Below are 25,189 nucleotides of genomic sequence, written 5' to 3' on the forward strand. Positions count from 1 at the left end.
CCAGAAACACACATCAAGGATTAACGGACTATAGCTCGTCTTCGGTAGTGTCGCTCAGGCCTTCTTCGCCGAGGAACTTCGCGAAGTCGCTCGTTTCCTTGAAGTCCCGATAGACCGAGGCGTAGCGGACATAGGCCACGTCATCGAGCGATTTCAACGCCTTCATGACCATTTCGCCGACGGTCGACGACGGCAGCTCGGTCTCGCCCATGCTTTCCAGCTGCCGAACGATGCCGTTGATCATGCGTTCGACCCGCTCGGCCTCGACCGGGCGCTTCTGAGTCGCCAGGGCGATCGAGCGAACCAGCTTGTCCCGGTCGAACGGGGAACGCCGCCCCGAACGCTTCAGGATGATCAGCTCGCGCAGTTGAACCCGCTCGAAGGTGGTGAACCGACCGCCGCATTCCGGGCACATGCGGCGACGGCGGATAGCCGCGCCGTCTTCCGACGGGCGGCTGTCCTTAACCTGGCTTTCGGCGTGGCCGCAGAATGGGCAGCGCATGATCTAGCCCCTCCCCGGCGCTATCGAAGCAATTAGTTGTAGATCGGGAAGCGAGCCGTCAAGGCCAGCACTTCCTCGCGCACCTTGGCCTCGACGGCGGCATTGCCCTCCGGACCGTTGGCGGCGAGGCCGTTGACCACTTCGCCGATCAGCTCGCCCACGCGGGTGAACTCGGCTTCCTTGAAGCCACGCGTGGTGCCGGCCGGCGTGCCCAGGCGGACGCCCGAGGTGATCGTGAACGACGCGGTGTCGAACGGCACGCCGTTCTTGTTGCAGGTCATGTGGGCGCGCTCGAGGCTGTGCTCGGTGTCGCGTCCGGTCACGCCCTTCGGACGCAGGTCGACCAGCATCAGGTGGCTGTCGGTGCCGCCCGAGACGATGTTGACGCCCGACTTCAGCAGGGCGTCCGACAGGGCCTTGGCGTTGGCGATGATCTGTCGGGCGTATTCCTTGAAGGCCGGCTGCAGCGCTTCGCCGAAGGCCACGGCCTTGGCGGCGATGACATGCTCCAGCGGACCGCCCTGCAGGCCCGGGAAGACGGCCGAATTGACCTTCTTGATGATCGCCTCTTCGTTGGTCAGCACCATGCCGCCACGCGGCCCGCGCAGGGTCTTGTGCGTGGTGGTGGTGACGACGTGAGCGTGCGGGATCGGGCTGGGGAACACGCCGCCGGCCACCAGGCCCGCGAAGTGAGCCATGTCGACCATCAGATAGGCGCCGACGCTGTCGGCGATCTCACGGAAACGGGCGAAGTCGATCTCGCGGCTGTAGGCGCTGCCGCCGGCGATGATCAGCTTGGGTTTCTCGCGCTCGGCGACCTCCGCGACATTGTCGTAGTCGATGAGCTGGTCCTGCTGGCGCACGGTGTACGACACCGGCTTGAACCACTTGCCCGACTGGTTGGCGGGCGAGCCGTGGGTCAGATGGCCGCCGGCGGCCAGGTCCATGCCCAGGAAGCTGTCGCCCGGCTGCAGCAGGGCCATGAACACCGACTGGTTGGCCTGCGAGCCCGAGTGCGGTTGGACGTTGGCGAAGGCCGCGCCGAACAGCTGCTTGGCGCGCTCGATCGCGATCGTCTCGATCTCGTCGACATATTCGCAGCCGCCGTAATAGCGCTTGCCGGGGTAGCCCTCGGCATATTTGTTGGTCAGGATCGAACCCTGGGCTTCCAGGACGGCCTTGGAGACGATGTTCTCCGAGGCGATCAGTTCGATCTGATTCTGCTGCCGATCCAGCTCGCGACCGATGCGGTCGAAGATGTCACGGTCCGCGGTGGCGAGGTCCGCGCCAAAAAAGGCGCTGGTGTTGGCTTGGGTCATGACGCTCTCCAGGCGTTACGGGGAGTCAGCAGAGGCGCCCTCTTTAGCGAGATAGGCGCGGCGATCAATCTCGGAACCACATGCACAGCTGTGCGTTGCAGTCCCGCAGGGCGGCGTTCAACCCCCGCAGCGTAACATTGGCAGCAACGGGAATGGGGTAGCTCATGGCGTCTCAGGGCGGTGGTAGTACGGACACGACGGGCGCGAACGACGTCGACGTCCTGGGACTCAGCGCCGAGATCGTGGCGGCCTATGTCGGGCAGAACACGGTCTCTCAGACGGCCATCCCCGAACTGATCCGCACGGTGCACGAGGCTTTGGCCGCGCTGAATAGCGGCGGCGAGGCTCCGCGTCCCCTGGAAAAGGCCAAGCCGGCCGTGCCGGTCGGCCGCTCGGTGCAGCACGACTACATCGTCTGCCTCGAGGACGGGAAGAAGTTGAAGATGCTCAAGCGCTACCTGCGCTCGCACTACGACATGAGCCCCGAGGAATATCGTCGCAAGTGGGGTCTGCCCCCGGACTATCCGATGGTGGCGCCGGCCTATGCCGCCCGTCGCTCGGACTTCGCCAAGAAGATCGGCCTGGGCAAGGGCGTGCGGCGCGGCAGCTGATCGCGCCCTGAGTTCGGGACATGCGAACGCCGCCGGACTCCGGCGGCGTTTTCGACGATGTGACGTTCGATCGAAGCTGAAGTGCGGATCGTCCTTCTTAGGCCGCGTGGCCGCCCATGCGGGCGACGTTGCAGTGAGCCCATAGCTTTTCCATGGCCGAGACCAGCTTGCGCATCATGTCGTCGCTATGGAACGGCGTGGGGGTGAAGCGCAGGCGCTCGGTGCCGCGCGGCACGGTCGGATAGTTGATCGGCTGCACATAGACGCCGTGATCGGCCAGCAGCATATCGCTGATCAGCTTGGTGTGGATCGGGTCGCCGACCAGCACCGGGACGATGTGGCTGTCGTTCTCCATCACCGGCAGGCCGGCGGCCTTGAACATCGCCTTCAGGGTCGCGGCGCGCTCCTGGTGGATCTCGCGCACTTCCGGGTGCTGCTTCAGCCACCGGACGCTGGCCAGGGCGCCGGCCACCAGGGCGGGCGGCAGCGAGGTCGTGAAGATGAAGCCCGAGGCCATCAGGCGAATGGCGTCGATCACCTCGGCGTCGCCGGCGATATAGCCGCCCATCACGCCGAACGCCTTGCCCAGCGTGCCCTCGATGATGTCGATCTGGTCCATCAAGCCTTCGCGCTCGGCGACGCCGCCGCCGCGCGGACCGTACATGCCGACGGCATGGACCTCGTCCAGATAGGTCATCGCGCCGTACTTCTTGGCCAGGGCGGCCGTGGCGCGGACGTCGGCGATGTCGCCGTCCATGGAATAGACGCTCTCGAACGCCACCAGCTTGGGCGCGTCGGCCGGCGCGGCCGCCAGTAGTTCCTCGAGATGCGCCAGGTCGTTGTGGCGGAACACCTTGCGCGGACCGCCACCATTGCGGATGCCGGCGATCATCGAGGCGTGGTTCAGCTCATCCGAGAAGATGATCAGGCCGGGCAGGATCTTCTGGACGACCGACAGGCTGGCCTCGTTGGAGACGTAGCCCGAGGTGAACAGCAGGGCGCCTTCCTTGCCGTGCAGGTCGGCCAGCTCGGCCTCCAGCAGCACGTGGTCATGGTTGGTGCCGGAAATGTTGCGGGTGCCGCCCGAGCCCGAGCCGTGCGCGTCGACGGCGGCCTTCATGGCGTCCATCACGATCGGGTTCTGGCCCTGACCGAGATAGTCGTTGCTGCACCAGACCACGACCTCGCGCTCCGAGCCGTCCTGGCGGGTCCAGGTGGCCCGCGGGAACTGCCCGCGCTGACGCTTCAGATCGGCGAAGACGCGATAACGGCCTTCTTCGCGGATCTGGTCGACGGCGCTGCGGAACGCGGCTTTGTAGTCCATGGCGATCTCTAAACCGGCGGCCGATTGGGCCGACGGTCCCCTAAATCCAGGCACGGCTTTTCGCACCAAGCGCCCTTAGTGTCCATCTAAGGGCCTATACCTAGCAAATTGAATTACGCGATTGGACGCATTGATTTCGCCAATGACCACCCGCGCGGACGCTGGGTTCTTGGACGATTCAGTTCAGATCCGCCAGCTTTCCGCGCAGCATCTGGATCATCGCGGAAAAGTCCTTGCCGCCATGACCGTTGCCGTCGAGCAGGGCATAGAGCGCCTCGGCCTGAGCCCCCATCGGCGTGGAGGCGCCGGCCTTGGCGGCGGCGTCCTGGGCCAGCTTCAGATCCTTCAGCATCATGGCGGTGGCGAAACCACCCTCGTAGTGGCGGTCGGCGGGCGTCTGCGGCCCCACGCCGGGAACCGGGCAATAGGTCGTGATCGACCAGCACTGGCCCGACGACTTGCTGGCGATATCGAAGAACCGGTCGGCCGCCAGGCCGAGCTTCTCGGCCAGGGCGAAGGCCTCGCAGGTCCCCAGCATCGAGATCCCGAGCAGCATGTTGTTGCAGATCTTGGCCGCCTGCCCCGCTCCGTGATCGCCGGCGTGGATCGTCACGCGCGACATCGGCTCCAGCGCCGCCTCGACGGCGGCGAAGTCGCCGTCGTCGCAGCCGACCATGAAGGCCAGGGTCCCGGCCTCGGCGGCCATGATGCCTCCCGACACCGGCGCGTCGGCGAAGCGGAAGCCGGCCTCGGCCGCCTGCCTGGCCACGGCGCGGGCGCTCTCGACGTCGATGGTCGAGCAGTCGATCAGCAGGGCCGACTTCGGAGCCTTGGCCAGGATCTGTTCGCCATAGACCGCGCGCACGTGCGGCCCGGCGGGCAGCATGGTGATCACCACCTCGGCTTCGGCCACCGCCTCGGCGACCGAGGACGCCGCGTGGCACCCCGCCGCCACGGCCCGCTCCACGGCGGCGGCCGACAGATCGAAGGCCAGGACGTGGTGCTGGGCCTTGGCCTGGTTGGCGGCCATGCCGCCGCCCATGTTGCCCAGGCCGATGAAGGCGATGCGCGTCATGTGAAGCTCCCTGCAAATGCGAACCGCGCCTCATGGGCGCGGCTCTTATCATTGATAGTCTTTGGTTTTTCCGCCTATCGAGCGTTCGCCGGCTTGCGGAACTTGAAGACGAACTGGTCGGTCTTCCCGCGGATCGACGGGTCGAACACGTTGGCCTTACGGGCGTCGGCGGGGTCGCGCAGCACCTTGCTCTCGCCCTCGAAGATGAAGCCGGCGGCCGTGACCTCGGACTTCACCACCGCCGAGTCGATGCGGTGCAGGGTTTCGGTGTCGCGCAGGCCCGAACCCGCCTCGGCCGAGTGGTCGATGACCAGGAAGACGCCGCCCGGCTTCAGCGCTCTGAACACCTGACGGTTCACCACCGACAGGTCGGCCGGCCCCATGAACTTGTCGTGCATGTCGTGATAGTTCTGGGCCGTGAACACCAGGTCCAGCTTCTCCGGCGCGGAGAAGTTCGGCAGCGTGTTCAGGAGCACCGTCACGTTCGAGAAGGCCGGATCGCGGGCGATGGCGTTCACCGCCGGCTCGCGCTTGGCCAGCTTGGTCAGCTCGTCCGGCACATAGGCGTAGACGTGACCCTTGGGGCCCACCGCCTTGGAGAAGATGCGGGTGAAGTAGCCGCCGCCCGGAATCAGGTCGGCGACCTTGGCGCCCGGCCGCACGCCGGCAAAGGCCAGGATCTCGCCGGGCAGGCGGTCCTTGTCGCGGACCATGTCGGCGGCGGGACGCGAGGGATCGCTGAGCGCGGCGGCGACGTTCGACGGAATGGTGATGGCGACCGGACCGGAAGGCGGAGGCGGCGGCCCCATCGGCTCGGTGGCGCAGGCGACGAGGCCTAGCACGGCGACGAGGCTGAGAAGCGGCTTACGCATGACATTCCTTCCGAACGGACGTGTTCTTGTTGCGGCGACGTTAGCCCAGGAGCGCGGCAGCCGAAAGCTTTCGGCGGCCGCTGCGCGCCCCCTTTTCAAGGCGACTTGCGCGTTCGAACAGGCCGCATGCCGTCGCTAGGTCAGCGGCTTCCATTCTTCCCCCCGTGGAAGCGGAGCGAAAATCTCGCTCAACATGGCGTCGGTGACCTCTTCCAGGGTCGCCGGGTTCCAGCGCGGAGCGTTGTCCTTGTCGACGATCACCGCCCGGACGCCCTCGATGAAGTCGTGCTTGCGGACGACCCGAGAACCGATGCGATACTCCATGACCATGTTGTCGGCGAAGTCGGTCATGACCTCGCCGCGCTTCAGCTGCTCGAAGGCGACCTTCAGCGTCTGAGGCGACTTCGTCTTCAGGATGTCCAGCTGAGCCTTGCCCCAGTCGCTGGAGTCCAGGGTGAGAAACTCGAAGATCTCCTCGACGCTTTCGCCGACGAACAGGCGGTTCAGGTCCTGCTCGAAGCCGACCAGCGCCGCCTTGCCGGCGTCGGCGCGGTACTTGCGCAGGGTGTCGTCGATCCGGCGCGGGTCGGCGATGATCGCCTTCTTCAGCCCCTCGATCGCGCCGAACTCGACGAAGTGGGTGGCGATACCCAGGCGCATGCAGTCCGCGCCCTTGATCCGCGCTCCGGTCAGAGCCAGCCAGAGCCCCGCCTTGCCGGGCAGCCGCGGCAGGTACCAGCCGCCGCCGACGTCCGGGAACAGGCCGATACCGGTCTCGGGCATGGCGAAGGTGGTGCGCTCGGTAGCGATCCGCACGTGGGCCGGCATCGAGATGCCCACGCCGCCGCCCATGACGATGCCGTCCATCACGGCCACCACCGGGACATCGTAGCTGAACAGCAGGTGGTTCAGCTGGTACTCGGTATGGAAGAACCGGCGCGCCTCGACGCCGTCCTTGGCGCCGCTGTCGGCCAGCATCCGGATGTCGCCGCCCGCGCAGAAGCCGCGCTCGCCGGCATGGTCGATCATGACCATGTAGACTTCCGGGTCTTCCTGCCAATCCAGCAGCGCGGCGATCATAATCTCGCACATGCCCTGGGTCAGGGCGTGCAGGGCCTTGGGGCGGTTGAGGGTGATACGGCCGACGTTCTTCTGGACGCGGATCAGGACTTCGGGTTCGTCGGTCATGGCGGTCCCAATGGGGTCTCAGGCGAGTTCGGCGACGGGCGCGCAGTCGAAGCGGTCGATCTGACCGCCGGCGAGCCGGTAGACGGCGTCCTGGGGAATATCCTGGCGCAAGGTGTCTTCCGGGGACAGGCCGGCATAGGCGCCGCGCAACAGCCGGCCGGCGACGCCGTGCGACACGACGATCAGCCGCCGCTCCGGCTCGGACGCCTGCTCCGCCAGCCAGTGAGCGATGCGCGTCATCATGACGTCGTAGGTCTCGCCGCCCGGCGCCTGGAAGCCCCAGGCGTCGTCCCCGAAGAGGTGGGGGTTCTGGCCACGCACCTCTTCGCGCAGGCGGCCGGACCAGTCGCCGACATCGATCTCCACCAGGCGTTCGTCGAACTCGACCGCTAGATCCAGCCGCGCGGCGATCGCCTCGGCGGTCATTCGCGCGCGGCGCAGCGGGCTGGCGACCAGACGCCAATCCGCCGGCGGATCACGCTTGATCAAGTCCGACAGCAACTCGCCCATCGCTGCGGCCTGCAGGAGGCCCAGCGGCGTCAGGTCGGACTCGGTCCGCCCCTGCAGACGCCCCTCGCGATTGTGGAAGGTCTCGCCGTGACGACAGAGATAGATCACTGCCGGAACATCTCGCGGGCGATGATGACGCGCATGATCTCGTTGGTCCCTTCCAGGATCTGGTGCACCCGCAGGTCACGCACGATGCGCTCCAGCGGATAGTCCTGGAGGTAGCCGTAGCCGCCATGCAGCTGCAAGGCGTCATTGGCCACCTGGAAGCCGGCGTCGGTGGCGAAGCGCTTGGCCATGGCGCAAAGCTTGGTGGCCTCGGGGTGGCGGTTGTCGAGCGCATGGGCGGCGCGACGCACCATCAGCCGGGCGGCCTCCAGCTCGGTGGCCATGTCGGCCAGCTTGAACTGCAGGGCCTGGAAGTCCTTCAGGGCTTTGCCGAACTGGTTGCGGGTCTCCATGTAGGCCTTGGCCGTGTCCAGGGCGAACTGCGCGCCGCCCAGCGAGCACGAGGCGATGTTCAGGCGCCCGCCGTCCAGGCCCATCATGGCGAAGCGGAAGCCCTCGCCTTCCTGGCCGATGCGGTTGGCGACCGGCACGCGGCAGTCGTCGAAGTTCACCTGGGCGGTCGGCTGGGCGTTCCAGCCCATCTTGCGCTCGTTGGCCCCGAAGGTGAGACCGGGCGTACCCTTCTCGACCACGAAGGCCGAGACGCCCTTGGCGCCCTCGCCGCCGGTACGGGCCATGACGACATAGATGTCCGAGACGCCGCCGCCCGAGATGAAGGCCTTGCCGCCGTTCAGGACATAGTGGTCGCCGTCCAGCTTGGCGCTCGTGCGCATGTTGGCCGCGTCCGAGCCCGAGCCGGGCTCGGTCAGGCAGTAGCTGGCGATCAGCTCCATGGTGGTCAGGCGCGGCAGATAGCGCTGACGCAGATCCTCGGAGCCGAAGCGATCGATCATCCACGAGGCCATGTTGTGGATGGTCAGATAGGCCGCGGTCGGAACATCGCCGTAGCTGAGCGCTTCAAAAATGATCGAGGCGTCGAGGCGCGACAGCGCTGAGCCGCCGACGTCCTCGTTCACATAGATGCCGGCAAAGCCGAGCTCCGCCGCCTGGCGCAACACGTCGACGGGGAAGTGTTTCTTCTCGTCCCACTCGGCGGAATGAGGGGCAAGCTGTCCCTCGGCGAACGCGCGGGCAGCGTCCTGGATTGCGACTTGATCTTCGTTCAGCGCGAAATCCATGCGCACTTCCTCCCGTTCGGGGCAGAACCGCCCTCGCCTTCTTGGCGGCTGACGTGCCGCGCCTGGGCCCGCCTGTCAATCTCGACGAAAGGTCCTTTTCGCAAGGTTCGAGCCGCCGCGTTCAAGCCCTCGGAGTGTGACCTGAAATCCTCCGTTACACGGTGTGAATCGGCAAAGGGGCCACACCCTCTTGATAACCATGGTCTTTCGCTCCAAATCCCGTCCCTCGGGAATGGCGTCCTCCAACCTAGACAACTGCTAAGACGATTATGCGCTTCGTGAAACTTGCTCTGGCCGCGCTTGTGGCGGCTCTTGGAATGGCTGCGGTGTCCGCTCCGGCTTATGCTGGCGACATCTCGCGCAGCTATGGCGTCTGGCGCAACCCGAAGAACAGCGTCCACCTGGAAATCAAGGACTGCGGCCCCAGCACCTGCGGCGTCGTCGTGTGGGCCAGCGCCAAGGCCGAGGCCGATGCGCGCAAGTCGGGTACCGACACCCTGGTCGGCAAGCAGCTGCTGCGTGAGTTCGAAGCGCAAGACAACGGTACGCTGAAGGGCCGCGTCTGGGTTCCGACCCTGAAGATCACCCTGGTCGGCTCGGCCGACATCGTCGACTCCCGGACCATGCGCGCCAAGGGCTGCGTGATCGGCAACCTGCTGTGCAAGTCGCAGACCTGGACCCGCATCGAGGGCCCATCGGTCCTGGCCTCGCGGGCCGCTCCCTAAACTTCGACCTTAAGGGCGTGCGTCTCTTGCCTCGCGCGGCCGCCCGCGCGAAACCGGACGCATGACCACGCCGCCGCTCGCCCCCTACCCCGCCACGCGCCTGCGCCGCCTGCGCCAGGCCGACTGGACCCGTCGTCTCGTCCGCGAGAGCGAGGTCCGACCGTCCGACCTGATCTGGTCGATGGTGGTGCATGAGGGCGAAGGGACGATCCCCGTGGCCTCGATGCCGGGCGTCGAGCGCCTGTCGGTGAAGGAAGCCGCCAAGGCCGCCGTTCGCGCCCGCGATCTCGGCATTCCCGCCATCGCCATCTTCCCGCACATCGACGGCGGCCGAAAGGACGCGACGGGTTCGATCGCCGCCGATCCCGACGGCGTCATCCCCCGGGCCGTGAAGGCCATGAAGGACGCCGCCCCCGAGGTCGGCATCATGTGCGACGTGGCCCTGGACCCCTTCACCGACCACGGTCACGACGGGGTCATCGAGGGCGGCAAGATCCTCAACGACCCGACCATCGAGCGCCTGATCGAACAGGGCCTGATGCAGGCGGAAGCCGGCGCCGACATCCTGGCCCCGTCCGACATGATGGACGGCCGTGTCGGCAAGCTGCGCGCGGCGCTGGAGGGCGCGAACTTCCAGGACGTGATGATCATGTCCTATGCCGCCAAATACGCCTCGGCCTTCTATGGCCCGTACCGCGACGCCATCGGCTCGGCGAAACTCGCTGGAGGCCAGGGCGACAAGAAGACCTACCAGATGGACCCGGCCAATACCGAGGAAGCCATCCGCGAAGTCGCGCTCGACATCGCCGAGGGCGCCGACATGGTCATGGTCAAGCCGGGCATGCCGTATCTCGACATTCTGCGCCGCCTGGTCGACGAGTTCCGCATGCCGACCTACGCCTTCCAGGTTTCGGGCGAGTACGCGATGATCATGGCCGCCGCCCAAAACGGCTGGATCGACAAGGATCGCGCGATCCTGGAGAGCCTGACGGCCTTCAAGCGCGCCGGCGCGGCGGGGATCATCACCTATTTCGCGCCGTGGGCGGCGGAGAAGCTGGGCGCGTGACCCGCGTCCTCGACATCGTCACCGCCGTGATCCGGGACGCTGACGGCCGCATGCTACTGGTCCGCAAGCGCGGCACGACCACCTTCATGAAGCCCGGCGGCAAGCGCGACGGCGGCGAAGACGATCTCGCCACCCTGGCGCGCGAGCTGGCGGAAGAGCTGGGCTGCCGACTTGTCGAGGCCGAGCTTCTGGGTCGTTTCTCGGCCCCCGCCGCCAATGAGGCGGGTTTCAGGGTGGAGTCGGCGACCTATCTGACCTTGGTCGAGGGCGACATCGAGCCTCGGGCAGAAATCGAGGAGCTGGCCTGGATCGATCCGGCCGCGCCCGGCGACCTGCGCCTGGCCCCTCTGCTGACCCAGGCCGTGCTGCCGGCCCTGCTGGCGCGCGCCTAGCCTTCGCCGTCGATCCGGGCCTGGACCAGCTCCAACGCCAATTCCCGCGCCCGTTCCGGCGGTCGGCCCAGGAGTTCGCTGAGCGTCTGGCCGAACAGCCCGACCCCGATCGCCAGGATGATGTTCAGCAGGATCAGGTCCACGATCGTGTCGCGGTCGACGCCGACATCACGCAGCAAGCGGGTTTGAACCACCTCCTCGACCACGGCGCGGACCAGGGTCATGCGCCGCCCCTCGCCCGTCAGTTCCAGCCAGGCCGCCAGGCGCGCCGCGCCCTTGGTCTCGAAGGCGTCAAACAGGGCCTGGGCCCCGAAGCCCCGCGACGCGCCATCCTGCTCGAAGCCGTGAATGATCGTGTCGGCCAGTTGCCGGATCATCCGCTCCATCAGCGCAGTCTCGACCCCGGCGATCGAGCCGAAGTGGTGGATGACGTTGGCGTGGACCACCCCGGCCGCCTTGGCGACATCGGCCAGCTTGATCGCCTGCGGCCCATGCTCGACCAGGATCGCCTCGGCGGCGGCCAGGATGTTCTCGCGCGCGGCCTGAGGCGAGCGGCGGACACGGGTTTTCGGAGCAGGCGACTCTATTGACATTTTTGTCAGTATAACTCAGTGTGCGTCAAAAGACAGGCTGACCAAGCCCCATCTCGGCCCAGGACACAACGCCCCATGACCGACGCGACCCTCGCCCACGGCCTGACAAAGACCACCCCCGCCGACCTGGACGTCAAGCCGCGCGACATCCGCTTCGACCTCGATGAAGCCCGCAAGGGTCACTGGCTGGGCGGCGATCCGGTCGGCACGGCGGTGTTCAACGCCCTGTCCCTGACCTTCCCGGACGGCGAGCGCCTGTTCATGGACGCGGTGCGCAACTACCGCCACCTGCTGAGCGGCAAGCTGCTGGACGACGCCAAGAACTTCATCGCCCAGGAAGCCATCCACTCGCGCGAGCATCACCAGCTGAACAGCCTGATCGACCGCGAGCGCTATCCGGTCGCCGCGATCGAGGAGCTGGTGAAGGGCCGCGTGAAGATGGCCCGCGAGCGGGGCAAGATGGCCATGCTGCTGTCGACTATCGCCCTGGAGCACTTCACGGCGATGATGGCCGAGATGCATGTGCGCCATCAGGACCTGTTCGACGCCACCGCGCCCGGGATCGAGCAACTGTGGCGTTGGCACGCCATGGAAGAGACCGAGCACAAGGCCGTGGCCTATGACGTCTTCATGGTGGCGACCAAGGACTGGACGCCCCGGCGCCGCTACATGCTGCGCTGCCGGGCGATGTTCTTCGTGACCATCATGTTCACCCGCAACATCTGCCGCTACGCCGCGAAACTGCTGGAAGCCGACGGCTACTCGCCCAAGGCGGCGCTGAAGGCGGTCAATGCGTTCGTGTGGGGTAAGCCAGGCCTCTTCCGTCGCGGCTGGAAGACCTATTTCGCCTGGTACCGCCCCGGCTTCCACCCCTGGGACCAGGACGACCGCGCCGAGTTCGCCGACTGGAAGGCGGAGTTCGACGCGGCGGTGGCTTAAGCTCCGCCCTACCCCGGAAACAAGAACGGCGGCCTCTCGGCCGCCGTTTTCGTTTGGGTTGTCGAAGGCGTTAGCCGCCGATCAGGCTGAAGTCCGCCACCTGGCCCATGGCGTCGCGCACAGCGGCCAAGGTCTTCAGGCGGTTGTCGCGGTGCTCGGGCTCGTTGACGAAGACGCCGTCGAGATAGGCGTCGACCGGGCCGCGCAGTTCGGCCAGCTGGGTCATGGCGCCGGTGAAGTCTTCCTTGGCCAGGGCGTCCTTCAGCGGCTTATCCAGCATGCGCAGGGCGTTGTAGAGCCCCACCTCGGCGGCGCTGTCGGCGGTCGGTTCCTGGGGTTCGCCGGTCGGCAGAGCGCCCTTCTTCTCCTCGGCCTTGAGGATGTTGGAGGCGCGCTTGTAGCCGGCCAGCAGGTTCTTGCCGTCGTCGGTCTTCAGGAAACCGTCCAGGGCCTCGACCCGTGCGACGATGCGCGCCAGATCGTCGTCGCCCAGGGCGAAGACGGCGTCCACGAGGTCGTGGCGCTTGCCTTGATCGCGGAGGGTGACCTTCAGGCGGTCGGCGAAGAAGGCGATCAAGTCGTCCTTCCCGAACTTGGCCAGCGACACCCGCAGGCCGTTCTCCAGAATAATCCGGATCACGCCCAACGCCGCGCGGCGCAGCGCATAGGGATCCTTAGATCCCGTCGGCTTCTCGTCGATGGCGAAGAAGCCGACCAGGGTATCCAGCTTATCCGCCAACGCCACGGCGATGCTGACCGGCGCGGTCGGCACGGCGTCCGAGGGCCCCTGCGGCTTGTAGTGGTCACGCACGGCGTCGGCGATCTCGCCGTCCAGGCCGAAGGTCCGGGCGTAGTAACCGCCCATGATCCCCTGCAATTCCGGGAACTCGCCGACCATCTGCGAGGCGAGGTCGGCCTTGGCCAGGCGCGCGGCTTCCTCGGTCTTGGCGACGTCGGCGCCGACCAGCGGGGCGATCTCGCCGGCCAGGGCGACGATGCGCTCGACGCGCTGGGCCATGGTGCCGAGCTTGGCGTGGAAGGTGACGCCGTCCAGCTTCTTCAGCCACGGCTCGAAGCCGATCTTGACGTCCTCGTCCCAGAAGAAGCGGGCGTCGGACAGGCGCGAGGACAGCACCTTGGCATTGCCGGCCGCGATGACCGTGCCGCCGTCGGCCGCCTGGATATTGGCGATGGTGATAAAGTGCGGGGCCAAGCCCTCTTCGCCAGCCTTGCGGACAGCGAAGTACTTCTGGTGCGTGCGCATCGAGGTGCGGATCACCTCGGGCGGCAGGCTGAGGAACACGGGGTCCATGTCGCCCAGCACCGGCGTCGGCCATTCGGCCAGGCCGGCGACTTCTTCCAGCAGGCCTTGGTCTTCGACCAATTCGAGATGACGCGCGAAGCACAGGGTCTTGCAGCCTTCGAGGATGCGCGGCTTGCGCTCCTCGACGTCGAGCACGACGTAGTGGGCTTCCAGGCCCGCCGCGTATTCATCGAAGTCGCGCGCCTGGAACGGCTGGGCGTCGCCCATGAAGCGGTGGCCTTCGGAGATGTCGCCGCTCTCGACGCCCTCGATGGCGAACGGCACGACCTCGCGGTCCAGCACGCAGAGGATCCGTTTCAGCGGACGCACCCAGCGCAGCTTCTTGGTCCCCCAGATCATGGACTTGGGCCAGGGGAAGCCGCGCACGATGGCCTCGACCATTTCGGCGACGATCTCCGGCGTCGGACGGCCATGCTTCTCGATGAAGGCCATGTAGACGCCGTCGCGCTCGACCAGCTGGTCTTGCGTCAGGCCCGCCTTGCGCAGGAAGCCTTCCATGGCTTGCGGCGGGGCGCCGACGCGCGGGCCCTTCAGCTCCTCCTTGCGGTCGGCCTGGGCCAGCGGCAGGCCCTCGACCACCAGAGTCAGGCGACGCGGGCCGGCGAAGGTCTTCAGGGCCTCGGGCAGAAAGCCGGCGGCGGCCAGGTGCTCGCGCGCCATGCGCTCCAGGTCCTTGGCGGCCTGGGCCTGCATGCGGGCGGGGATCTCTTCCGAGAACAGTTCGAGGAGAAGTTGGGGCATCGGTACTTACGCGGCTTCCTGCTGATCGACCCACGCGCTGGCGCACATCTTACAAAGGTCGCGGATGCGGCCGATGTAGCTGGCGCGCTCGGCGACGGCGATCGCGCCGCGGGCGTTCATCAGGTTGAAGAGGTGGCTGGCCTTGAGGACCATGTCGTAGGCGGGCAGGACCAGGGCCTTGTCCTGATACGAGCGGGCCAGCATCAGCGGGACCTGCTCTTCCATCTGCTCGAACTGCTGCTTGAGCACCGAGACGTCGAAGCCGTGGAAATTGGCTTCCGACTGCTGGCGCTCGTTCTCCAGGAACACGTCGCCATAGGTCGTCGCGCCCAGGGCTGAGTCCGGATCGTTGAACGGCAGGTCGTAGACGTTGTCGACGCCGAACACGTACATGGCCAGGCGCTCCAGCCCGTAGGTCAGCTCGCCGGCCACTGGCGAGACGTCCAGGCCGCCCACCTGCTGGAAGTAGGTGTACTGGCTGACTTCCATGCCGTCGCACCAGACTTCCCAGCCCAGGCCCCAGGCGCCGACGGTCGGGTTCTCCCAGTCGTCCTCGACAAAGCGGATGTCGTGGGTGCGCAGGTCCAGGCCGATCGCTTCCAGCGAACCCAGATACAGGTCCTGCATGTTCTCGGGGTTCGGCTTCAGGATCACCTGGTACTGATAATAGTGCTGCAGGCGGTTGGGGTTCTCGCCATAGCGGCCGTCGCCAGGACGGCGCGAGGGCTGCACATAGGCCGCGTTCCAGGGCTTAGGGCCCAGAGCGCGCAGCACCGTCGCCGGGTGCAGGGTCCCTGCCCCCACCTCGACATCGTGCGGCTGGAGGATGATGCAGCCCTGGCGGCTCCAATAGTCATGGAGCGTCAGGATCAGGCTTTGGAAGGACTTGGGTTTTTCGCGCGACATCAATCGAAGCAGGCCTAGAAAAAAGTTGGCGGACCATAGGGCCCGCCAACTGCTGCTTCAAGCGATGTCCGGCGCGCGACGGGCGAAAGTGTAAGCGGTTCGCCGCCCGGTCGCGCGATCAGTAAAAAGCGCCGCGGATGCCCTAGTTGCCCTTGGGCGCGGTGCGCTTGCCGGCGTTCGACATCGGCGCGCCGTACTTGGCGCGGTTTTCACGGGTGTCGGCGACCGGCGGGTTGGAGATGACATTGGCGTCGCCGGCCTTGAGCGTGGCCAGGGCTTCCGGCGATTGCGACGAGACGGCCACCACGCCCGACGTGTTTACGCCGGCGGTCGGGGCCGAGGGCGCGGCGACCGGATCGGCGGCCATGTCGGTGGTCGTGGTCGGCGCGACCGGAGCCGTCGTCGTGGTCTGGGCCGACGGGGTCAGCGGGTCGGCCGGCATGGCCGGAGCAACCTGTTCATTGGCCGCGACATCCATGGTCGCGCCCGCGTCGGTCGCCGAGGCCGAGGCCTGCAGGCCCGGGACGTCCTTGGGCAGCAGCACCTTGTCGACGACGTGCAGCACGCCGTTGCTGGCCATCACATCCGTCTGGGTGATGGTCGCACCGTCGACCATCGGGGCCGCGCCGCTGCCGTCCAGCAGCAGGGACGAGCCCTCGACGCTCTTCACCTCGCCCTTGGCGCCCTTGATCTTGGTGGAGTCCACCTTGGCGTTGATCAGGTGATAGGTCAGGACCTTCTGCAGCATCGGCCCGTTCTCGGGCAGCAGCAGCTTGTCCAGTTCGCCGGCCGGCAGGGCCGCGAAGGCCGCGTCGGTCGGGGCGAACAGGGTCAGGTTCTGGTTGGACTTCAGGACCTCCGTCAGGTTCACCGCCGAGACGGCCTTCAGGAAGGTGTTGAACTGGCCCGAGGCTCTGGCGGTCTCGATCAGGTCGCCCTTGGCGACGACGGCGGCGCTGGGCGGCGCCTGCATGGTGGGCGCCGATGAACTGGTGGATTGGGCATGGGCGCCGCCGGCCAGCAGGGCGATCGCGGCCGCGGCGGTCAGAAGATGCTTGGGAGACATGGTCGAGTTCCTCTCGGTTCGAGCGGTGTACGCCCGGACTAGGGACTCGGTTCCGTGATCACGGCGTCGTGATCATGTTTCAGCTCTACCGCAAGAAGAACACCATCGCCGCGCCGCAAACGATCAGGCCGAACCCGACCAATGTCGTCCACTTGATCGCCTCGCCCATATAGAAATATGAGAACAGTATGAAGACCAGCAGAGTGATGAGCTCCTGTCCTGTCTTCAACTGAGCCGTGGAATACACATTGTGCCCGATGCGATTGGCCGGAACGGCCAACATGTATTCAGGCAGCGCGATCAACCAGCTGGACAGTATGGCCACCGGCAGCGCCATCGGCTTTCCCTTAAGATGGCCGTACCAGGCGTAGGTCATGAAGATGTTGGACATCACCAACAACACCCAGGGCGCGATCTTCATGGCGAGGGGCGACATGTCCGGGAGCTCCGAAGCTGGGCGGTGGGGATTCTGACAGCCTAGGACAAGAGGCAAGGCCCCGGCCAGGACCCTCCCGTCAGGCCAGAACGCCGCTTTCTGACGCATTCGAAGCGCTCACCGCCCTATTTTTAGGCGCCTTGCCCATTTCCTTTCCAAAATCTTGCTCACGGGGCCCGTCACCGAACCGTCGCCGATAGCGTGACCGCGCCGGGGAAAACGATGCAGCGCGTAATGGCGGCGTCGGCGGTGATCACACCGGGGGCGGTTTCGCTTCCCGAAACCAAGCAAAGCAAGCCCGCGGCTCGGCGGGTCGGAGCAAGGCGGATGAAACTGATCATAGCGGTCGTCAAACCCTTCAAGCTGGACGAGGTGCGCGAAGCGCTTGTCGCCGCCGGCGTTGAAGGTCTGACGGTGTCTGAAGTGAAGGGCTACGGGCGCCAGAAGGGCCAGACCGAAATCTACCGGGGCGCCGAGTACCAGGTGAACTTCGTGCCCAAGGTGAAGCTCGAAGCGGTCGTGGACGACGCGTCGGCCGCCAAGGCCGTCGAAGCCATCAAGGCCGCCGCGGCGACCGGGAAGATCGGCGACGGCAAGGTCTTCGTCCTCAATGTCGAGGAAGCCGTCCGCATCCGCACCGGCGAAACCGGCTCGGCCGCTCTGTAAGCATCGGGAAAAGGGGATACCGACGATGAAACTCACCTTCAAACCGCTGGCCGGGCTTATGCTCGCCGCGACCATCGCGGGGGCTCCGCTGGGGGCGACCGCGTTCGCCCAGGAGGCCGCGCCCGCGCCGGCCGCCGCCGCCGCGCCCGCCGAGGCCGCCCCGGCTCCGGCCGCCACGCCCGCTCCCGCCGCTGCTCCCGCGCCCGCCATCGTCGACAAGAACGACAAAGGCGACAACGCGTGGATGCTCACCTCTTCCCTGCTCGTCCTGCTGATGATCCTGCCGGGCCTGGCGCTGTTCTACGGCGGCCTGGTGCGCGCCAAGAACATGCTGTCGGTCATGATGCAGGTCTCGACCGTGGCCCTGATCGGCTTCGTCACCTGGGTCCTGTGGGGCTACAGCTTCGCCTTCACCGATGGCGGCAGCTGGGACAGCTTCGTGGGCGGCCTTGGACGCCTGTTCCTCAAGGACGTGACGCCCGCCAGCAATGTGGCGACGTTCTCGACCGGCGTGGTGATCCCCGAGCTGACCTTCATCTCGTTCCAGTCGACCTTCGCGGCGATCACCGCCGCCCTGGTGGTCGGTTCGCTGGTCGAGCGCATGAAGTTCGCCGCCATCGTCGCCTTCGCCGTCCTGTGGCCGCTGCTGTCGTACTATCCGATGGCGCACATGGTCTGGTGGTGGCCGGGTCCTGACGCCATCGCGCTGGCCCCGACCGCTCCGGTCAAGTCCGGCCTGATCTGGGGCTTCGGCGCCCTGGACTTCGCCGGCGGCACCGTCGTCCACATCAACGCCGGTATCGCCGCCCTCGTCGGCGCCCTGATCCTCGGCAAGCGTCAAGGCTACGGCAAGGAGCCGATGCCCCCGCACTCGCTGACCCTGACCCTCGTGGGCGCTGGTCTGCTGTGGGTGGGCTGGTTCGGCTTCAACGCCGGTTCGAACCTCGAGTCGAACGGCTACGCCTCGCTGGCCATGATCAACACCTTCGTCGCCACCGCGGCCGCCGGCCTGTCGTGGATCATCGTCGAGTGGGTCACCCGCAAGAAGCCGTCGGCCCTGGGCCTGGCTTCGGGCGTGGTCGCCGGTCTCGTGGCCATCACCCCGGCCGCCGGCTTCGCCGGCCCGATGGGCGCGGTCATCCTGGGCCTGGTCGTCTCGCCGATCTGTATCTTCTTCTGCTCGGTCGTGAAGAACGCCCTGAAGTACGACGACAGCCTGGACGCCTTCGGCATCCACGGCATCGGCGGCATCGTCGGCGCTATCGGCACCGGCCTGCTGGTCAACCCCGCCTGGGGCGGCGCCGGCATCGTCGACTACACGACCTGCGGCAAGGACGGCGACTTCTCGACCTGCGACGCTCTGGCCTACAACCTGGGCACCCAGGTCATGGCCCAGCTGAAGGGCGTCTGCGTCACGATCCTGTGGTCGGCCGTCGCCTCGGCGATCGTCTTCTTCCTGATCAAGCTGGTCATCGGTCTGAAGGCTTCGCCGGAAGCCGAAGAAGAAGGCCTGGATATCTCGGAACACGGCGAACGCGCCTACCACAGCTAAGGCTGGCATAGGGTTCGTCCCGAAAGGCGAAGGGCGCGGAAGGGAAACCTTCCGCGCCCTTTCTCTTTGCCGTCTTGTCGTGGTCAGAGACGACGCGCGCTCACGATCGGCACGGCCGGCTCCAGGATCTGCCCCTCCATCACCGGGTTCACCGACTTGCCGGGCGTGGGCAGGTTCAGGATCTTGCGGACGATCTCCATGCCCTTCAGCACCTGACCGAACGCCGCGAAGCCCTGGTTGTCGCCCTCCGCCGTCGGATTGGCGTCCAGGTACGGCGCCTCGCCGACGCAGATGAAGAAGTCGGAATTGCCGGTGCCCGGCGCCATGCGGGCCAGGGACACCGTGCCGTCGACATGCTTCAGGCCGGTCTGGGTCGTCGATTCATGCGCGACGGGCGGGAGCAGCTTGCGGGTGTCGCCCTGCAGGCCGCCCTCGATCAGGCCATAGTCGATCGCGCTCGGTGCCTTGGCCGCGCGCCAGAAGCTGGCGCCGTCGTAGCGCTTCTCGTCCACGTATCGCAGGAAGTTGGCCGTCGTCAGCGGCGCCTGCCTGGCCTTCAGGGCGACGACGATGGTCCCCAGGCTGGTCTCCAGGCCGACGACGACATCGCCAGGGCCCGGCACGATCGGCGACGGCCCCAGGTTCAGGATCTGAGCGGCGGCCAGGTTCGGCGCGGCGGCGAGGCCGCCCAGCCCGGTCAGAACGTCACGGCGCTTCATGTCCCACTCCTAGCTCTAGCCTCTAACCCAGGCGGCAGCGCCGCACCCACCAGTCCGGCCGCATCGACTCCAGGCGCTCGACCAGGCCCTCGGCCTCGATGTCGCCGGCGCAGAGCGCGAAACAGGTCGCGCCGGAGCCGGACATCCGGACCAGCAGACTTTCCGGCTCGTCGCGCAGGACGTCCAGCACCTCGCCGATACGCGGCTCCAGGGCGACGGCGGGCGCTTCGAGATCATTGCGCGTGGCCGCAGCCAGCCAGGCGGCGACCTCTTCTATGCTCTCCAGGTCGGATGGCATGAACGGCCGTTCCGCGCCCTCGGGATGCACCGCCGCGTCATAGGCGCGATAGACCGCGCCAGTCGGCGACGGGACCCCGGGATTGACGAGCACGGCGTGCAGTTCGGGCAGGGTCGGCGCGGGCGATAGCGCCTCTCCCCGCCCCTCGGCCAGCAAGGCCGTGGCGCGAAAACAGGCCGCGCCGTCGGCGCCCAGACTAGCCGCCAGCGGCTCCAGGATCTCGTCGGCCATGTCGGGCGCGAGCGCGTCACGCAGCAGCTTCAGAGCAGCTCCCGCGTCGCTTGAGCCGCCACCCAGGCCCGCCGCGATCGGCAGGCGCTTGTCGAGGATCAGGCGATAGGGCGGGATCGGACCGCCCAGCCGGGCATGGAAGGCCTTGGCGGCGCGAACCACCAGATTGTCGCCGTCGATCGGGACCCCGCCGCCGAACGGGCCCGAGGCCTCGAAGGCCGGCGCGTCGCTGGGCTGGATCATCACGTGGTCACCGACGTCGGCGAACACCATCAGGCTGGAGATCGGGTGATAGCCTTCGCTATCCGGCCCGCCCACGTGCAGGAACAGATTGACCTTGGCCGGGGCGAAGGCGGACAGCCGCATGATTTCTCTGACCCAGCTGGGAAGGACCCAAAGCCGATAGCTCAGTTGTGGGCGATCGTCGACTTCACCGCGGGCCCCGTGGGACCCAGGCCGTTCTTCAGCTTGGCCTCGGCCTCGGCCTTCTGCTTCTCGTCGGGCTCAAGGGTGAGGACGCGGCGCCATTGGAACTCAGCCTCGGTCTTGCGGCCGACCTTCCAGTAGGCGTCACCGAGGTGGCCGTTCACGTCTGGATCGCCCGGCTCCATCTCGACGGCCGCTTCAAGCTTCTCGACAGCGTTCTTGTAGTCCCCGAGGCGGTAATAGGCCCAGCCCAGCGAGTCGAGCATCGCCCCCGACTGCGGCCGCGCATTGACCGCCTTCTGGACCATGCCCAGGGCCTCGGCGAGGTGTTCGTTGCGGTCGATCCAGGAGTAGCCGAGGAAGTTCAACAGCTCAGGCTCGTCCGGATTGGCCTTCAGCGCCGCCCGCAGGTCGCGCTCGGCCTCGGGCCAGCGGTTGGCCTGCTCCAGCGCGACGGCGCGCAGGTAAAGCAGGCGCCAGTCGGGATCGGCGCTCTCGCGGGCGACGATCGGATCAAGAACGGCCACCGACTCGTTCCATTGGCCACCGGCGCGCAGCAGATCGGCCAGGGCCACCTGGGCGTCGCGGTTCTCCGGCGCAGCGGTCGCGGCGGCGCGCGCCACGGCCAGCGCCTTGACCTTGTCGCCGAGATCGTTCCAGGCCCAGGCGCTCTTGCTCTGGGCCGAGGCGTAGTGCGGCGAGCCTGGCAGGACGTGGGCATAGGCCTCGAGGGCGCCCTGCGGGTCCTCGTTCTGGTTCAGGAGGTCGCCAACCAGCACCCAGGCCTCGTCGCGGGCCGGATCCAGGCGCAGGGCAAGGCGAAGATAGGCCAGAGCAAACTGAGCCTGACGCTCACCCGCGAACGTCGCGGCGCAGGCCACCAGACCCTCGGCCGCGCCCTGGCGCAGCGTCGGCATCGCCGGCGGCGCGCCCTTGGCGACCGCGCGGGCGCGGGCCCGCTTCAGACCCAGGTCGTTGGGCGCGCTGCGCAGGGCGGTGTCGTACAGGGCCACGGCGTCGGCATGGCGCTTGCGGCGCTCCAGGAAGCCGCCGTAGTCGAGCGTGAAGATGCTGGCCGTGCTCGTATTGGAGGTCAGGGCCTTGTAGTCGGTCTCGGCCTCGTCATAGCGCTTGGCCCGTTCGAACAGGCGCGCCTGACCTTGCTGGCCGAAATACTGGACCAGCTTGTCATTGCGCAGGGTCGGCTGGACGATCGCGCCCTCGTCATCCCCAGCCGCCGCCGCGATCCAGGGCGCCAGAAGCGCGGTCGCCTGTTGATGCGGGAAACCCGGCGCTTCGGACTTCAGAAGGAGCTGGGCGTCCTTGCCCTTGCCCGTCGCGAGGGCCTCGACCATGCGGGTCACCACGCCCAGGCGCTTGATCGCCTCGTTCGCGTCGGCCTCGGTCGGGGCCAGCGCCGCCGCCCGTGTGATTTCGCCGGCCATCAGCAGCGCGGTGAACGATCGCTCGCCGATCACGCCGGGGTCCTCGCCCAGCACGGCGGCCGTGCCGAAATAGGTGGCCGCCTCCTTGGACTTGCCGTCGCGCAGCGCCGCCTGGCCGGCCAGGAACTGGCCATACGAGGAGCGGGTGTCGAACATCATCGCCCGGGTGTTGACCGGGCCGCGCATCGTGATCTGGCGGGGCTCGGAGGCGCAAGCGGCCAGGGCCGCGACGGAAACACAGGCGAGGAGGACTTTGATACGCGTCATCCCCGCACCCTCCGAGGTTTCGAGGCGGTCCGCAACAAAAAGCCTCCCGGGCGGGCCCGGGAGGCTGCTCTGTCGCAGGCGAGAAAGCCCTACATGTTCGGGTAGTTGGGGCCGCCGCCGCCTTCCGGCGTGGTCCAGACGATGTTCTGCGACGGATCCTTGATGTCGCAGGTTTTGCAGTGGACGCAGTTCTGGGCGTTGATCTGGAAGCGCGGATCCTGACCCTGCTCGTTGTAGAGCACCTCGTAGACGCCGGCCGGGCAATAGAGACGCGCCGGCTCGCCGTACTTGGGCAGGTTCACCGAGATCGGGACCGACGGGTCCTTCAGCTTCAGGTGCGCCGGCTGGTCTTCCTCGTGGTTGGTGGCCGACAGGAACACCGAGCTCAGCTTGTCGAAGCTGATCACGCCGTCGGGTTTGGGGTAGACGATCGGCTTGAAGTCCTTGGCCAGGCCCGTCGAGGCCGCGTCGGTCTTCTCGTGCTTCATGGTGCCGAAGAACGAGAAGCCGCCGAACAGGTGGGTGCACCACATGTCGAACATGCTGATCGCGCCGCCCAGGGCCGTGCCGAACTTGCCCAGCATCGGCTTGGCGTTGCGGACAACCTTCAGTTCCTTGGCCACCCAGGACTTCTCGTAGGCGGTCTGGTAGGCGGTCAGCTCGTCGCTGGCGCGGCCGGCCTGGACCGCTTCATAGGCGGCCTCGGCGGCCAGCATGCCGGTCTTCACCGCGTTGTGGCTGCCCTTGATGCGCGGCACGTTGACGAAGCCGGCCGAGCAACCGATCAGCGCTCCGCCCGGGAAGGTCAGCTTCGGCACGGACTGGTAGCCGCCCTCGGTGATGGCCCGCGCGCCGTAGGCTATGCGCTTGCCGCCTTCCAGGTACGGACGCACGCCCGGATGCTGCTTGAAGCGCTGGAACTCGTCGAAGGGCGAGATCCATGGGTTCTTGTAGTTCAGGTGCACGACGTAGCCGATGGCCACGTAGTTGTCCCCGAAGTGGTACATGAAGCTGCCGCCGCCGGTGCTGTTGTCCAGCGGCCAGCCGGTGGTGTGCTCGGCCAGGCCCGGCTGGTGCTGCTCGGGCGGAACCTGCCACAGCTCCTTGATGCCGAGGCCGTACTTCTGCGGCGACTTGCCCTCGTCCAGCTTGAACTTGGCGATCAGTTGCTTGGCCAGCGAGCCGCGTACGCCCTCGGCGATGAAGACGTACTTGCCGTGCAGCTCCATGCCCGGCTGGAAGTCCGGCTTGTGGTGGCCGTCCTTGCCGATGCCGACCACGCCGACCACGACGCCCTTCACCGAACCGTCTTCGTTCCAGACCAGATCCGAAGCCGCGAAGCCCGGGTAGATCTCGACGCCCAGTTCCTCGGCCTTGCCGGCCAGCCAGCGGGTCAGGTTACCCAGCGAGGCGATGTAGCAGCCGTGGTTGTGCATGAACGGCGGCATGGCGAACATCGGCAGGCTGAGCTCGCCCTGCGGGCCCAGGATCTTGAAGCGGTCCTTGGTGACCGGCGTCTCCAGCGGCGCGCCTTCCGCCTTCCAGTTCGGGAAGAGCTCGGCCAGGCCCTTGGGGTCGATCACCGCGCCGGACAGGATGTGGGCGCCGACTTCCGAGCCCTTTTCCAGCAGCGCCACCGAGATCTCGGTCCCGGCCTTGGCCGCCAGTTGCTTGAGCCGGATGGCCGCCGAGAGACCGGCAGGACCGCCGCCGACGATGACGACGTCGTATTCCATCGACTCGCGTTCGAGGTCTTCGCTCATGAGATCTCCCGGCTGGTCCCGTCGCTTGCTCGGACGGGACCTGTCTTATGACTGTTTGAATCAGAGCTTATCCGAACCTGACGCATGGGCGGTCAAGCACCTGATCTCGCTTTTTTGCTGCGCCGCAGCGTGGAGACTGGCGACATTACGCGGTAAGACCGTCTCATGAGCCTCGCCGTCGATCAACGCGCCGTCGAAAGCCTGCTGGCCTTTTGGGCCGATGCGGGGGTCGAGGCGTCGTACGCGGACGCGCCGATCGACCGACTCGCCGAGGGCGCGGCGATGCTGCGGGCCAAGAGCCAGCCGCCGCCTCCCCCGCCGCCGGTCGCCCGCCCGGGCCTCGCCATCGCGCGCGGTCCCGATGTCGGCACGGCTGTCGCCGCCGCCAAGGCCGCCGCGGCGGCCTGCGACGATCTTGAGAGCTTGGCCGCCGCGATCGCCGCCTTCGACGGCTGCTCGCTGAAGACCCAAGGCGCCAAGCAGGCGGTGTTCTCGCGCGGCGTCGCCAACGCGCCCTTGATGGTGATCGGCGAAGGCCCCGGCGCCGACGAGGACGCCCAAGGCCAGCCGTTCGTCGGCCGCGCCGGCAAGCTGCTGGACCGCATGCTGAAGGCCGCCGGCCTGGAAGACCGCGTCTTCATCACCAACACCGTCTTCTGGCGCCCGCCCGGCAACCGTACGCCCACGCCGCAGGAACAGGCCGTCTGCGCCCCCTTCGTCGAGCGCGCCATCGCCCTGGTCCAGCCGAAGATGCTCCTGCTGGCCGGCGGGGCGTCGGCCAAGGCGATGCTGAAGCGCGATGAGGGCATCCTGTCGATGCGCGGCCGCTGGTTCGAATGGGTCTCCGACGACAAGGCGACCGAACTGCCCGCCATGCCGACCCTGCACCCCGCTTTCCTGCTGCGGACGCCCGCGCAGAAGAAGAAGGCCTGGCAGGACCTTCTGACGCTGACCGAGCGGCTTGATCGCCCGGACCGCCCGAACTAAGT

The 25,189-nt window shown here is 67.2% G+C and carries 25 protein-coding genes and 1 pseudogene; 8 read left to right on the forward strand and 18 right to left on the reverse strand.

Annotated elements, in window-relative coordinates; translation table 11 throughout:
- Positions 1-28: 28 nt before the first annotated feature.
- The gene (nrdR, locus tag AC1RRV_RS10035) at positions 29-502 is read right to left on the reverse strand and encodes a transcriptional regulator NrdR (RefSeq protein WP_492859476.1); all 474 of its coding nucleotides are present in this window, start codon (positions 500-502) and stop codon (positions 29-31) included.
- A 32-nt stretch (positions 503-534) separates the two neighbouring features.
- Positions 535-1,821 carry a serine hydroxymethyltransferase gene (gene glyA / locus AC1RRV_RS10040; RefSeq protein WP_492859477.1) on the reverse strand — a complete coding sequence of 429 codons (1,287 nt, stop codon included), beginning with the start codon at positions 1,819-1,821 and terminating at the stop codon, positions 535-537.
- 164 nt (positions 1,822-1,985) lie between these two features.
- Here glyA and AC1RRV_RS10045 point away from each other — a divergent pair, with 164 nt between their 5' ends.
- Positions 1,986-2,432, forward strand: coding sequence for a Ros/MucR family transcriptional regulator (locus tag AC1RRV_RS10045; protein WP_492859478.1), 447 nt, complete (start codon positions 1,986-1,988; stop codon positions 2,430-2,432).
- A 97-nt stretch (positions 2,433-2,529) separates the two neighbouring features.
- Here the strand turns inward: AC1RRV_RS10045 and hemA are convergent, their stop codons facing one another.
- From hemA to AC1RRV_RS10080, 7 genes and pseudogenes are all read right to left on the reverse strand, one after another.
- Positions 2,530-3,756, reverse strand: coding sequence for a 5-aminolevulinate synthase (hemA, locus tag AC1RRV_RS10050; RefSeq protein WP_492859479.1), 1,227 nt, complete (start codon positions 3,754-3,756; stop codon positions 2,530-2,532).
- Positions 3,757-3,934: 178 nt separating this feature from the next.
- Positions 3,935-4,849: a 3-hydroxyisobutyrate dehydrogenase gene (gene mmsB, locus AC1RRV_RS10055; RefSeq protein WP_492859683.1), complete on the reverse strand. Its 915-nt coding sequence runs from the start codon at positions 4,847-4,849 to the stop codon at positions 3,935-3,937.
- A gap of 56 nt (positions 4,850-4,905) precedes the next feature.
- Complete coding sequence (locus AC1RRV_RS10060) at positions 4,906-5,703, reverse strand: class I SAM-dependent methyltransferase (protein ID WP_492859480.1); 798 nt, start codon at positions 5,701-5,703, stop codon at positions 4,906-4,908.
- Positions 5,704-5,838: 135 nt separating this feature from the next.
- Positions 5,839-6,891, reverse strand: a complete 1,053-nt coding sequence (locus AC1RRV_RS10065; RefSeq protein WP_492859481.1) for an enoyl-CoA hydratase/isomerase family protein — start codon at positions 6,889-6,891, stop codon at positions 5,839-5,841.
- Positions 6,892-6,909: 18 nt separating this feature from the next.
- The gene (locus AC1RRV_RS10070) at positions 6,910-7,509 is read right to left on the reverse strand and encodes a histidine phosphatase family protein (RefSeq protein ID WP_492859482.1); all 600 of its coding nucleotides are present in this window, start codon (positions 7,507-7,509) and stop codon (positions 6,910-6,912) included.
- Positions 7,506-8,651, reverse strand: coding sequence for an isobutyryl-CoA dehydrogenase (locus tag AC1RRV_RS10075; protein WP_492859483.1), 1,146 nt, complete (start codon positions 8,649-8,651; stop codon positions 7,506-7,508). Before AC1RRV_RS10075 ends, AC1RRV_RS10070 begins: the two co-directional genes overlap by 4 nt.
- Positions 8,652-8,777: 126 nt before the next feature.
- Positions 8,778-8,846: pseudogene (locus tag AC1RRV_RS10080) on the reverse strand (hypothetical protein); the annotation flags it as partial.
- 68 nt (positions 8,847-8,914) lie between these two features.
- Here AC1RRV_RS10080 and AC1RRV_RS10085 point away from each other — a divergent pair.
- The 3 genes from AC1RRV_RS10085 (at position 8,915) to AC1RRV_RS10095 (ending at position 10,828) form a co-directional block, all read left to right on the forward strand.
- Entirely contained in the window at positions 8,915-9,370 is a 456-nt protein-coding gene (locus AC1RRV_RS10085; protein ID WP_492859484.1) for a DUF2147 domain-containing protein, read from the forward strand.
- 61 nt (positions 9,371-9,431) lie between these two features.
- Complete coding sequence (gene hemB / locus AC1RRV_RS10090; protein ID WP_492859485.1) at positions 9,432-10,436, forward strand: porphobilinogen synthase; 1,005 nt, start codon at positions 9,432-9,434, stop codon at positions 10,434-10,436.
- Positions 10,433-10,828 carry an NUDIX hydrolase gene (locus tag AC1RRV_RS10095; RefSeq protein ID WP_492859486.1) on the forward strand — a complete coding sequence of 132 codons (396 nt, stop codon included), beginning with the start codon at positions 10,433-10,435 and terminating at the stop codon, positions 10,826-10,828. The genes hemB and AC1RRV_RS10095 overlap by 4 nt, the downstream gene beginning before the upstream one ends.
- On the opposite strand, the gene AC1RRV_RS10100 is transcribed toward AC1RRV_RS10095, so the two are convergent.
- Positions 10,825-11,421, reverse strand: coding sequence for a TetR/AcrR family transcriptional regulator (locus AC1RRV_RS10100; RefSeq protein WP_492859487.1), 597 nt, complete (start codon positions 11,419-11,421; stop codon positions 10,825-10,827). The genes AC1RRV_RS10095 and AC1RRV_RS10100 overlap by 4 nt on opposite strands.
- A gap of 75 nt (positions 11,422-11,496) precedes the next feature.
- Here AC1RRV_RS10100 and AC1RRV_RS10105 point away from each other — a divergent pair, with 75 nt between their 5' ends.
- Positions 11,497-12,360 (forward strand): metal-dependent hydrolase, encoded by an 864-nt coding sequence (locus AC1RRV_RS10105; protein ID WP_492859488.1) that lies wholly within the window; start codon positions 11,497-11,499, stop codon positions 12,358-12,360.
- 70 nt (positions 12,361-12,430) lie between these two features.
- Here the strand turns inward: AC1RRV_RS10105 and glyS are convergent, their stop codons facing one another.
- The 4 genes from glyS to AC1RRV_RS10125 form a co-directional block, all read right to left on the reverse strand.
- Complete coding sequence (gene glyS / locus AC1RRV_RS10110) at positions 12,431-14,425, reverse strand: glycine--tRNA ligase subunit beta (protein WP_492859489.1); 1,995 nt, start codon at positions 14,423-14,425, stop codon at positions 12,431-12,433.
- Between the two features lie 6 nt (positions 14,426-14,431).
- The gene (locus AC1RRV_RS10115; RefSeq protein ID WP_492859490.1) at positions 14,432-15,331 is read right to left on the reverse strand and encodes a glycine--tRNA ligase subunit alpha; all 900 of its coding nucleotides are present in this window, start codon (positions 15,329-15,331) and stop codon (positions 14,432-14,434) included.
- Between the two features lie 142 nt (positions 15,332-15,473).
- Positions 15,474-16,397: a fasciclin domain-containing protein gene (locus AC1RRV_RS10120; protein ID WP_492859491.1), complete on the reverse strand. Its 924-nt coding sequence runs from the start codon at positions 16,395-16,397 to the stop codon at positions 15,474-15,476.
- Between the two features lie 85 nt (positions 16,398-16,482).
- A complete protein-coding gene (locus tag AC1RRV_RS10125; RefSeq protein ID WP_492859492.1) occupies positions 16,483-16,833 on the reverse strand; it encodes a DMT family protein in 351 nt (116 codons plus the stop codon).
- A 327-nt stretch (positions 16,834-17,160) separates the two neighbouring features.
- Here AC1RRV_RS10125 and AC1RRV_RS10130 point away from each other — a divergent pair, with 327 nt between their 5' ends.
- A complete protein-coding gene (locus AC1RRV_RS10130) occupies positions 17,161-17,499 on the forward strand; it encodes a P-II family nitrogen regulator (RefSeq protein WP_492859493.1) in 339 nt (112 codons plus the stop codon).
- A gap of 25 nt (positions 17,500-17,524) precedes the next feature.
- Complete coding sequence (locus tag AC1RRV_RS10135) at positions 17,525-19,051, forward strand: ammonium transporter (RefSeq protein ID WP_492859494.1); 1,527 nt, start codon at positions 17,525-17,527, stop codon at positions 19,049-19,051.
- 83 nt (positions 19,052-19,134) lie between these two features.
- Here AC1RRV_RS10135 and AC1RRV_RS10140 read toward each other — a convergent pair whose 3' ends face one another.
- The 4 genes from AC1RRV_RS10140 to AC1RRV_RS10155 all read right to left on the reverse strand — a co-directional run bounded on the left by AC1RRV_RS10140 (position 19,135) and on the right by AC1RRV_RS10155 (position 24,200).
- A complete protein-coding gene (locus AC1RRV_RS10140; RefSeq protein ID WP_492859495.1) occupies positions 19,135-19,770 on the reverse strand; it encodes a peptidylprolyl isomerase in 636 nt (211 codons plus the stop codon).
- Between the two features lie 22 nt (positions 19,771-19,792).
- Positions 19,793-20,665 carry a 4-(cytidine 5'-diphospho)-2-C-methyl-D-erythritol kinase gene (locus AC1RRV_RS10145; protein ID WP_492859496.1) on the reverse strand — a complete coding sequence of 291 codons (873 nt, stop codon included), beginning with the start codon at positions 20,663-20,665 and terminating at the stop codon, positions 19,793-19,795.
- A gap of 41 nt (positions 20,666-20,706) precedes the next feature.
- A complete protein-coding gene (locus AC1RRV_RS10150; RefSeq protein ID WP_492859497.1) occupies positions 20,707-22,437 on the reverse strand; it encodes a tetratricopeptide repeat protein in 1,731 nt (576 codons plus the stop codon).
- Positions 22,438-22,526: 89 nt separating this feature from the next.
- Positions 22,527-24,200 carry an electron transfer flavoprotein-ubiquinone oxidoreductase gene (locus tag AC1RRV_RS10155; RefSeq protein ID WP_492859498.1) on the reverse strand — a complete coding sequence of 558 codons (1,674 nt, stop codon included), beginning with the start codon at positions 24,198-24,200 and terminating at the stop codon, positions 22,527-22,529.
- A gap of 165 nt (positions 24,201-24,365) precedes the next feature.
- On the opposite strand from AC1RRV_RS10155, the gene AC1RRV_RS10160 reads away from it, so the two are divergent.
- Positions 24,366-25,187, forward strand: coding sequence for a uracil-DNA glycosylase (locus AC1RRV_RS10160; protein ID WP_492859499.1), 822 nt, complete (start codon positions 24,366-24,368; stop codon positions 25,185-25,187).
- Positions 25,188-25,189 lie beyond the last annotated feature (2 nt).

Source organism: Caulobacter sp. GW821-FHT11E10 (assembly GCF_058808375.1).

Bases quoted from the DNA above. Each gene is read 5' to 3' on its own strand.
- AC1RRV_RS10140 (WP_492859495.1), bottom strand. From the start codon at position 19,770: ATGAAGCGCCGTGACGTTCTGACCGGGCTGGGCGGCCTCGCCGCCGCG.
- glyA (WP_492859477.1), bottom strand. From the start codon at position 1,821: ATGACCCAAGCCAACACCAGCGCCTTTTTTGGCGCGGACCTCGCCACC.
- nrdR (WP_492859476.1), bottom strand. From the start codon at position 502: ATGCGCTGCCCATTCTGCGGCCACGCCGAAAGCCAGGTTAAGGACAGC.
- AC1RRV_RS10120 (WP_492859491.1), bottom strand. From the start codon at position 16,397: ATGTCTCCCAAGCATCTTCTGACCGCCGCGGCCGCGATCGCCCTGCTG.
- AC1RRV_RS10105 (WP_492859488.1), top strand. From the start codon at position 11,497: ATGACCGACGCGACCCTCGCCCACGGCCTGACAAAGACCACCCCCGCC.
- AC1RRV_RS10150 (WP_492859497.1), bottom strand. From the start codon at position 22,437: ATGACGCGTATCAAAGTCCTCCTCGCCTGTGTTTCCGTCGCGGCCCTG.
- AC1RRV_RS10145 (WP_492859496.1), bottom strand. From the start codon at position 20,665: ATGCGGCTGTCCGCCTTCGCCCCGGCCAAGGTCAATCTGTTCCTGCAC.
- AC1RRV_RS10155 (WP_492859498.1), bottom strand. From the start codon at position 24,200: ATGAGCGAAGACCTCGAACGCGAGTCGATGGAATACGACGTCGTCATC.
- AC1RRV_RS10060 (WP_492859480.1), bottom strand. From the start codon at position 5,703: ATGCGTAAGCCGCTTCTCAGCCTCGTCGCCGTGCTAGGCCTCGTCGCC.
- hemA (WP_492859479.1), bottom strand. From the start codon at position 3,756: ATGGACTACAAAGCCGCGTTCCGCAGCGCCGTCGACCAGATCCGCGAA.
- AC1RRV_RS10065 (WP_492859481.1), bottom strand. From the start codon at position 6,891: ATGACCGACGAACCCGAAGTCCTGATCCGCGTCCAGAAGAACGTCGGC.
- AC1RRV_RS10085 (WP_492859484.1), top strand. From the start codon at position 8,915: ATGCGCTTCGTGAAACTTGCTCTGGCCGCGCTTGTGGCGGCTCTTGGA.
- AC1RRV_RS10130 (WP_492859493.1), top strand. From the start codon at position 17,161: ATGAAACTGATCATAGCGGTCGTCAAACCCTTCAAGCTGGACGAGGTG.
- AC1RRV_RS10160 (WP_492859499.1), top strand. From the start codon at position 24,366: ATGAGCCTCGCCGTCGATCAACGCGCCGTCGAAAGCCTGCTGGCCTTT.
- AC1RRV_RS10125 (WP_492859492.1), bottom strand. From the start codon at position 16,833: ATGTCGCCCCTCGCCATGAAGATCGCGCCCTGGGTGTTGTTGGTGATG.
- AC1RRV_RS10135 (WP_492859494.1), top strand. From the start codon at position 17,525: ATGAAACTCACCTTCAAACCGCTGGCCGGGCTTATGCTCGCCGCGACC.
- hemB (WP_492859485.1), top strand. From the start codon at position 9,432: ATGACCACGCCGCCGCTCGCCCCCTACCCCGCCACGCGCCTGCGCCGC.
- AC1RRV_RS10115 (WP_492859490.1), bottom strand. From the start codon at position 15,331: ATGTCGCGCGAAAAACCCAAGTCCTTCCAAAGCCTGATCCTGACGCTC.
- AC1RRV_RS10100 (WP_492859487.1), bottom strand. From the start codon at position 11,421: ATGTCAATAGAGTCGCCTGCTCCGAAAACCCGTGTCCGCCGCTCGCCT.
- AC1RRV_RS10045 (WP_492859478.1), top strand. From the start codon at position 1,986: ATGGCGTCTCAGGGCGGTGGTAGTACGGACACGACGGGCGCGAACGAC.
- glyS (WP_492859489.1), bottom strand. From the start codon at position 14,425: ATGCCCCAACTTCTCCTCGAACTGTTCTCGGAAGAGATCCCCGCCCGC.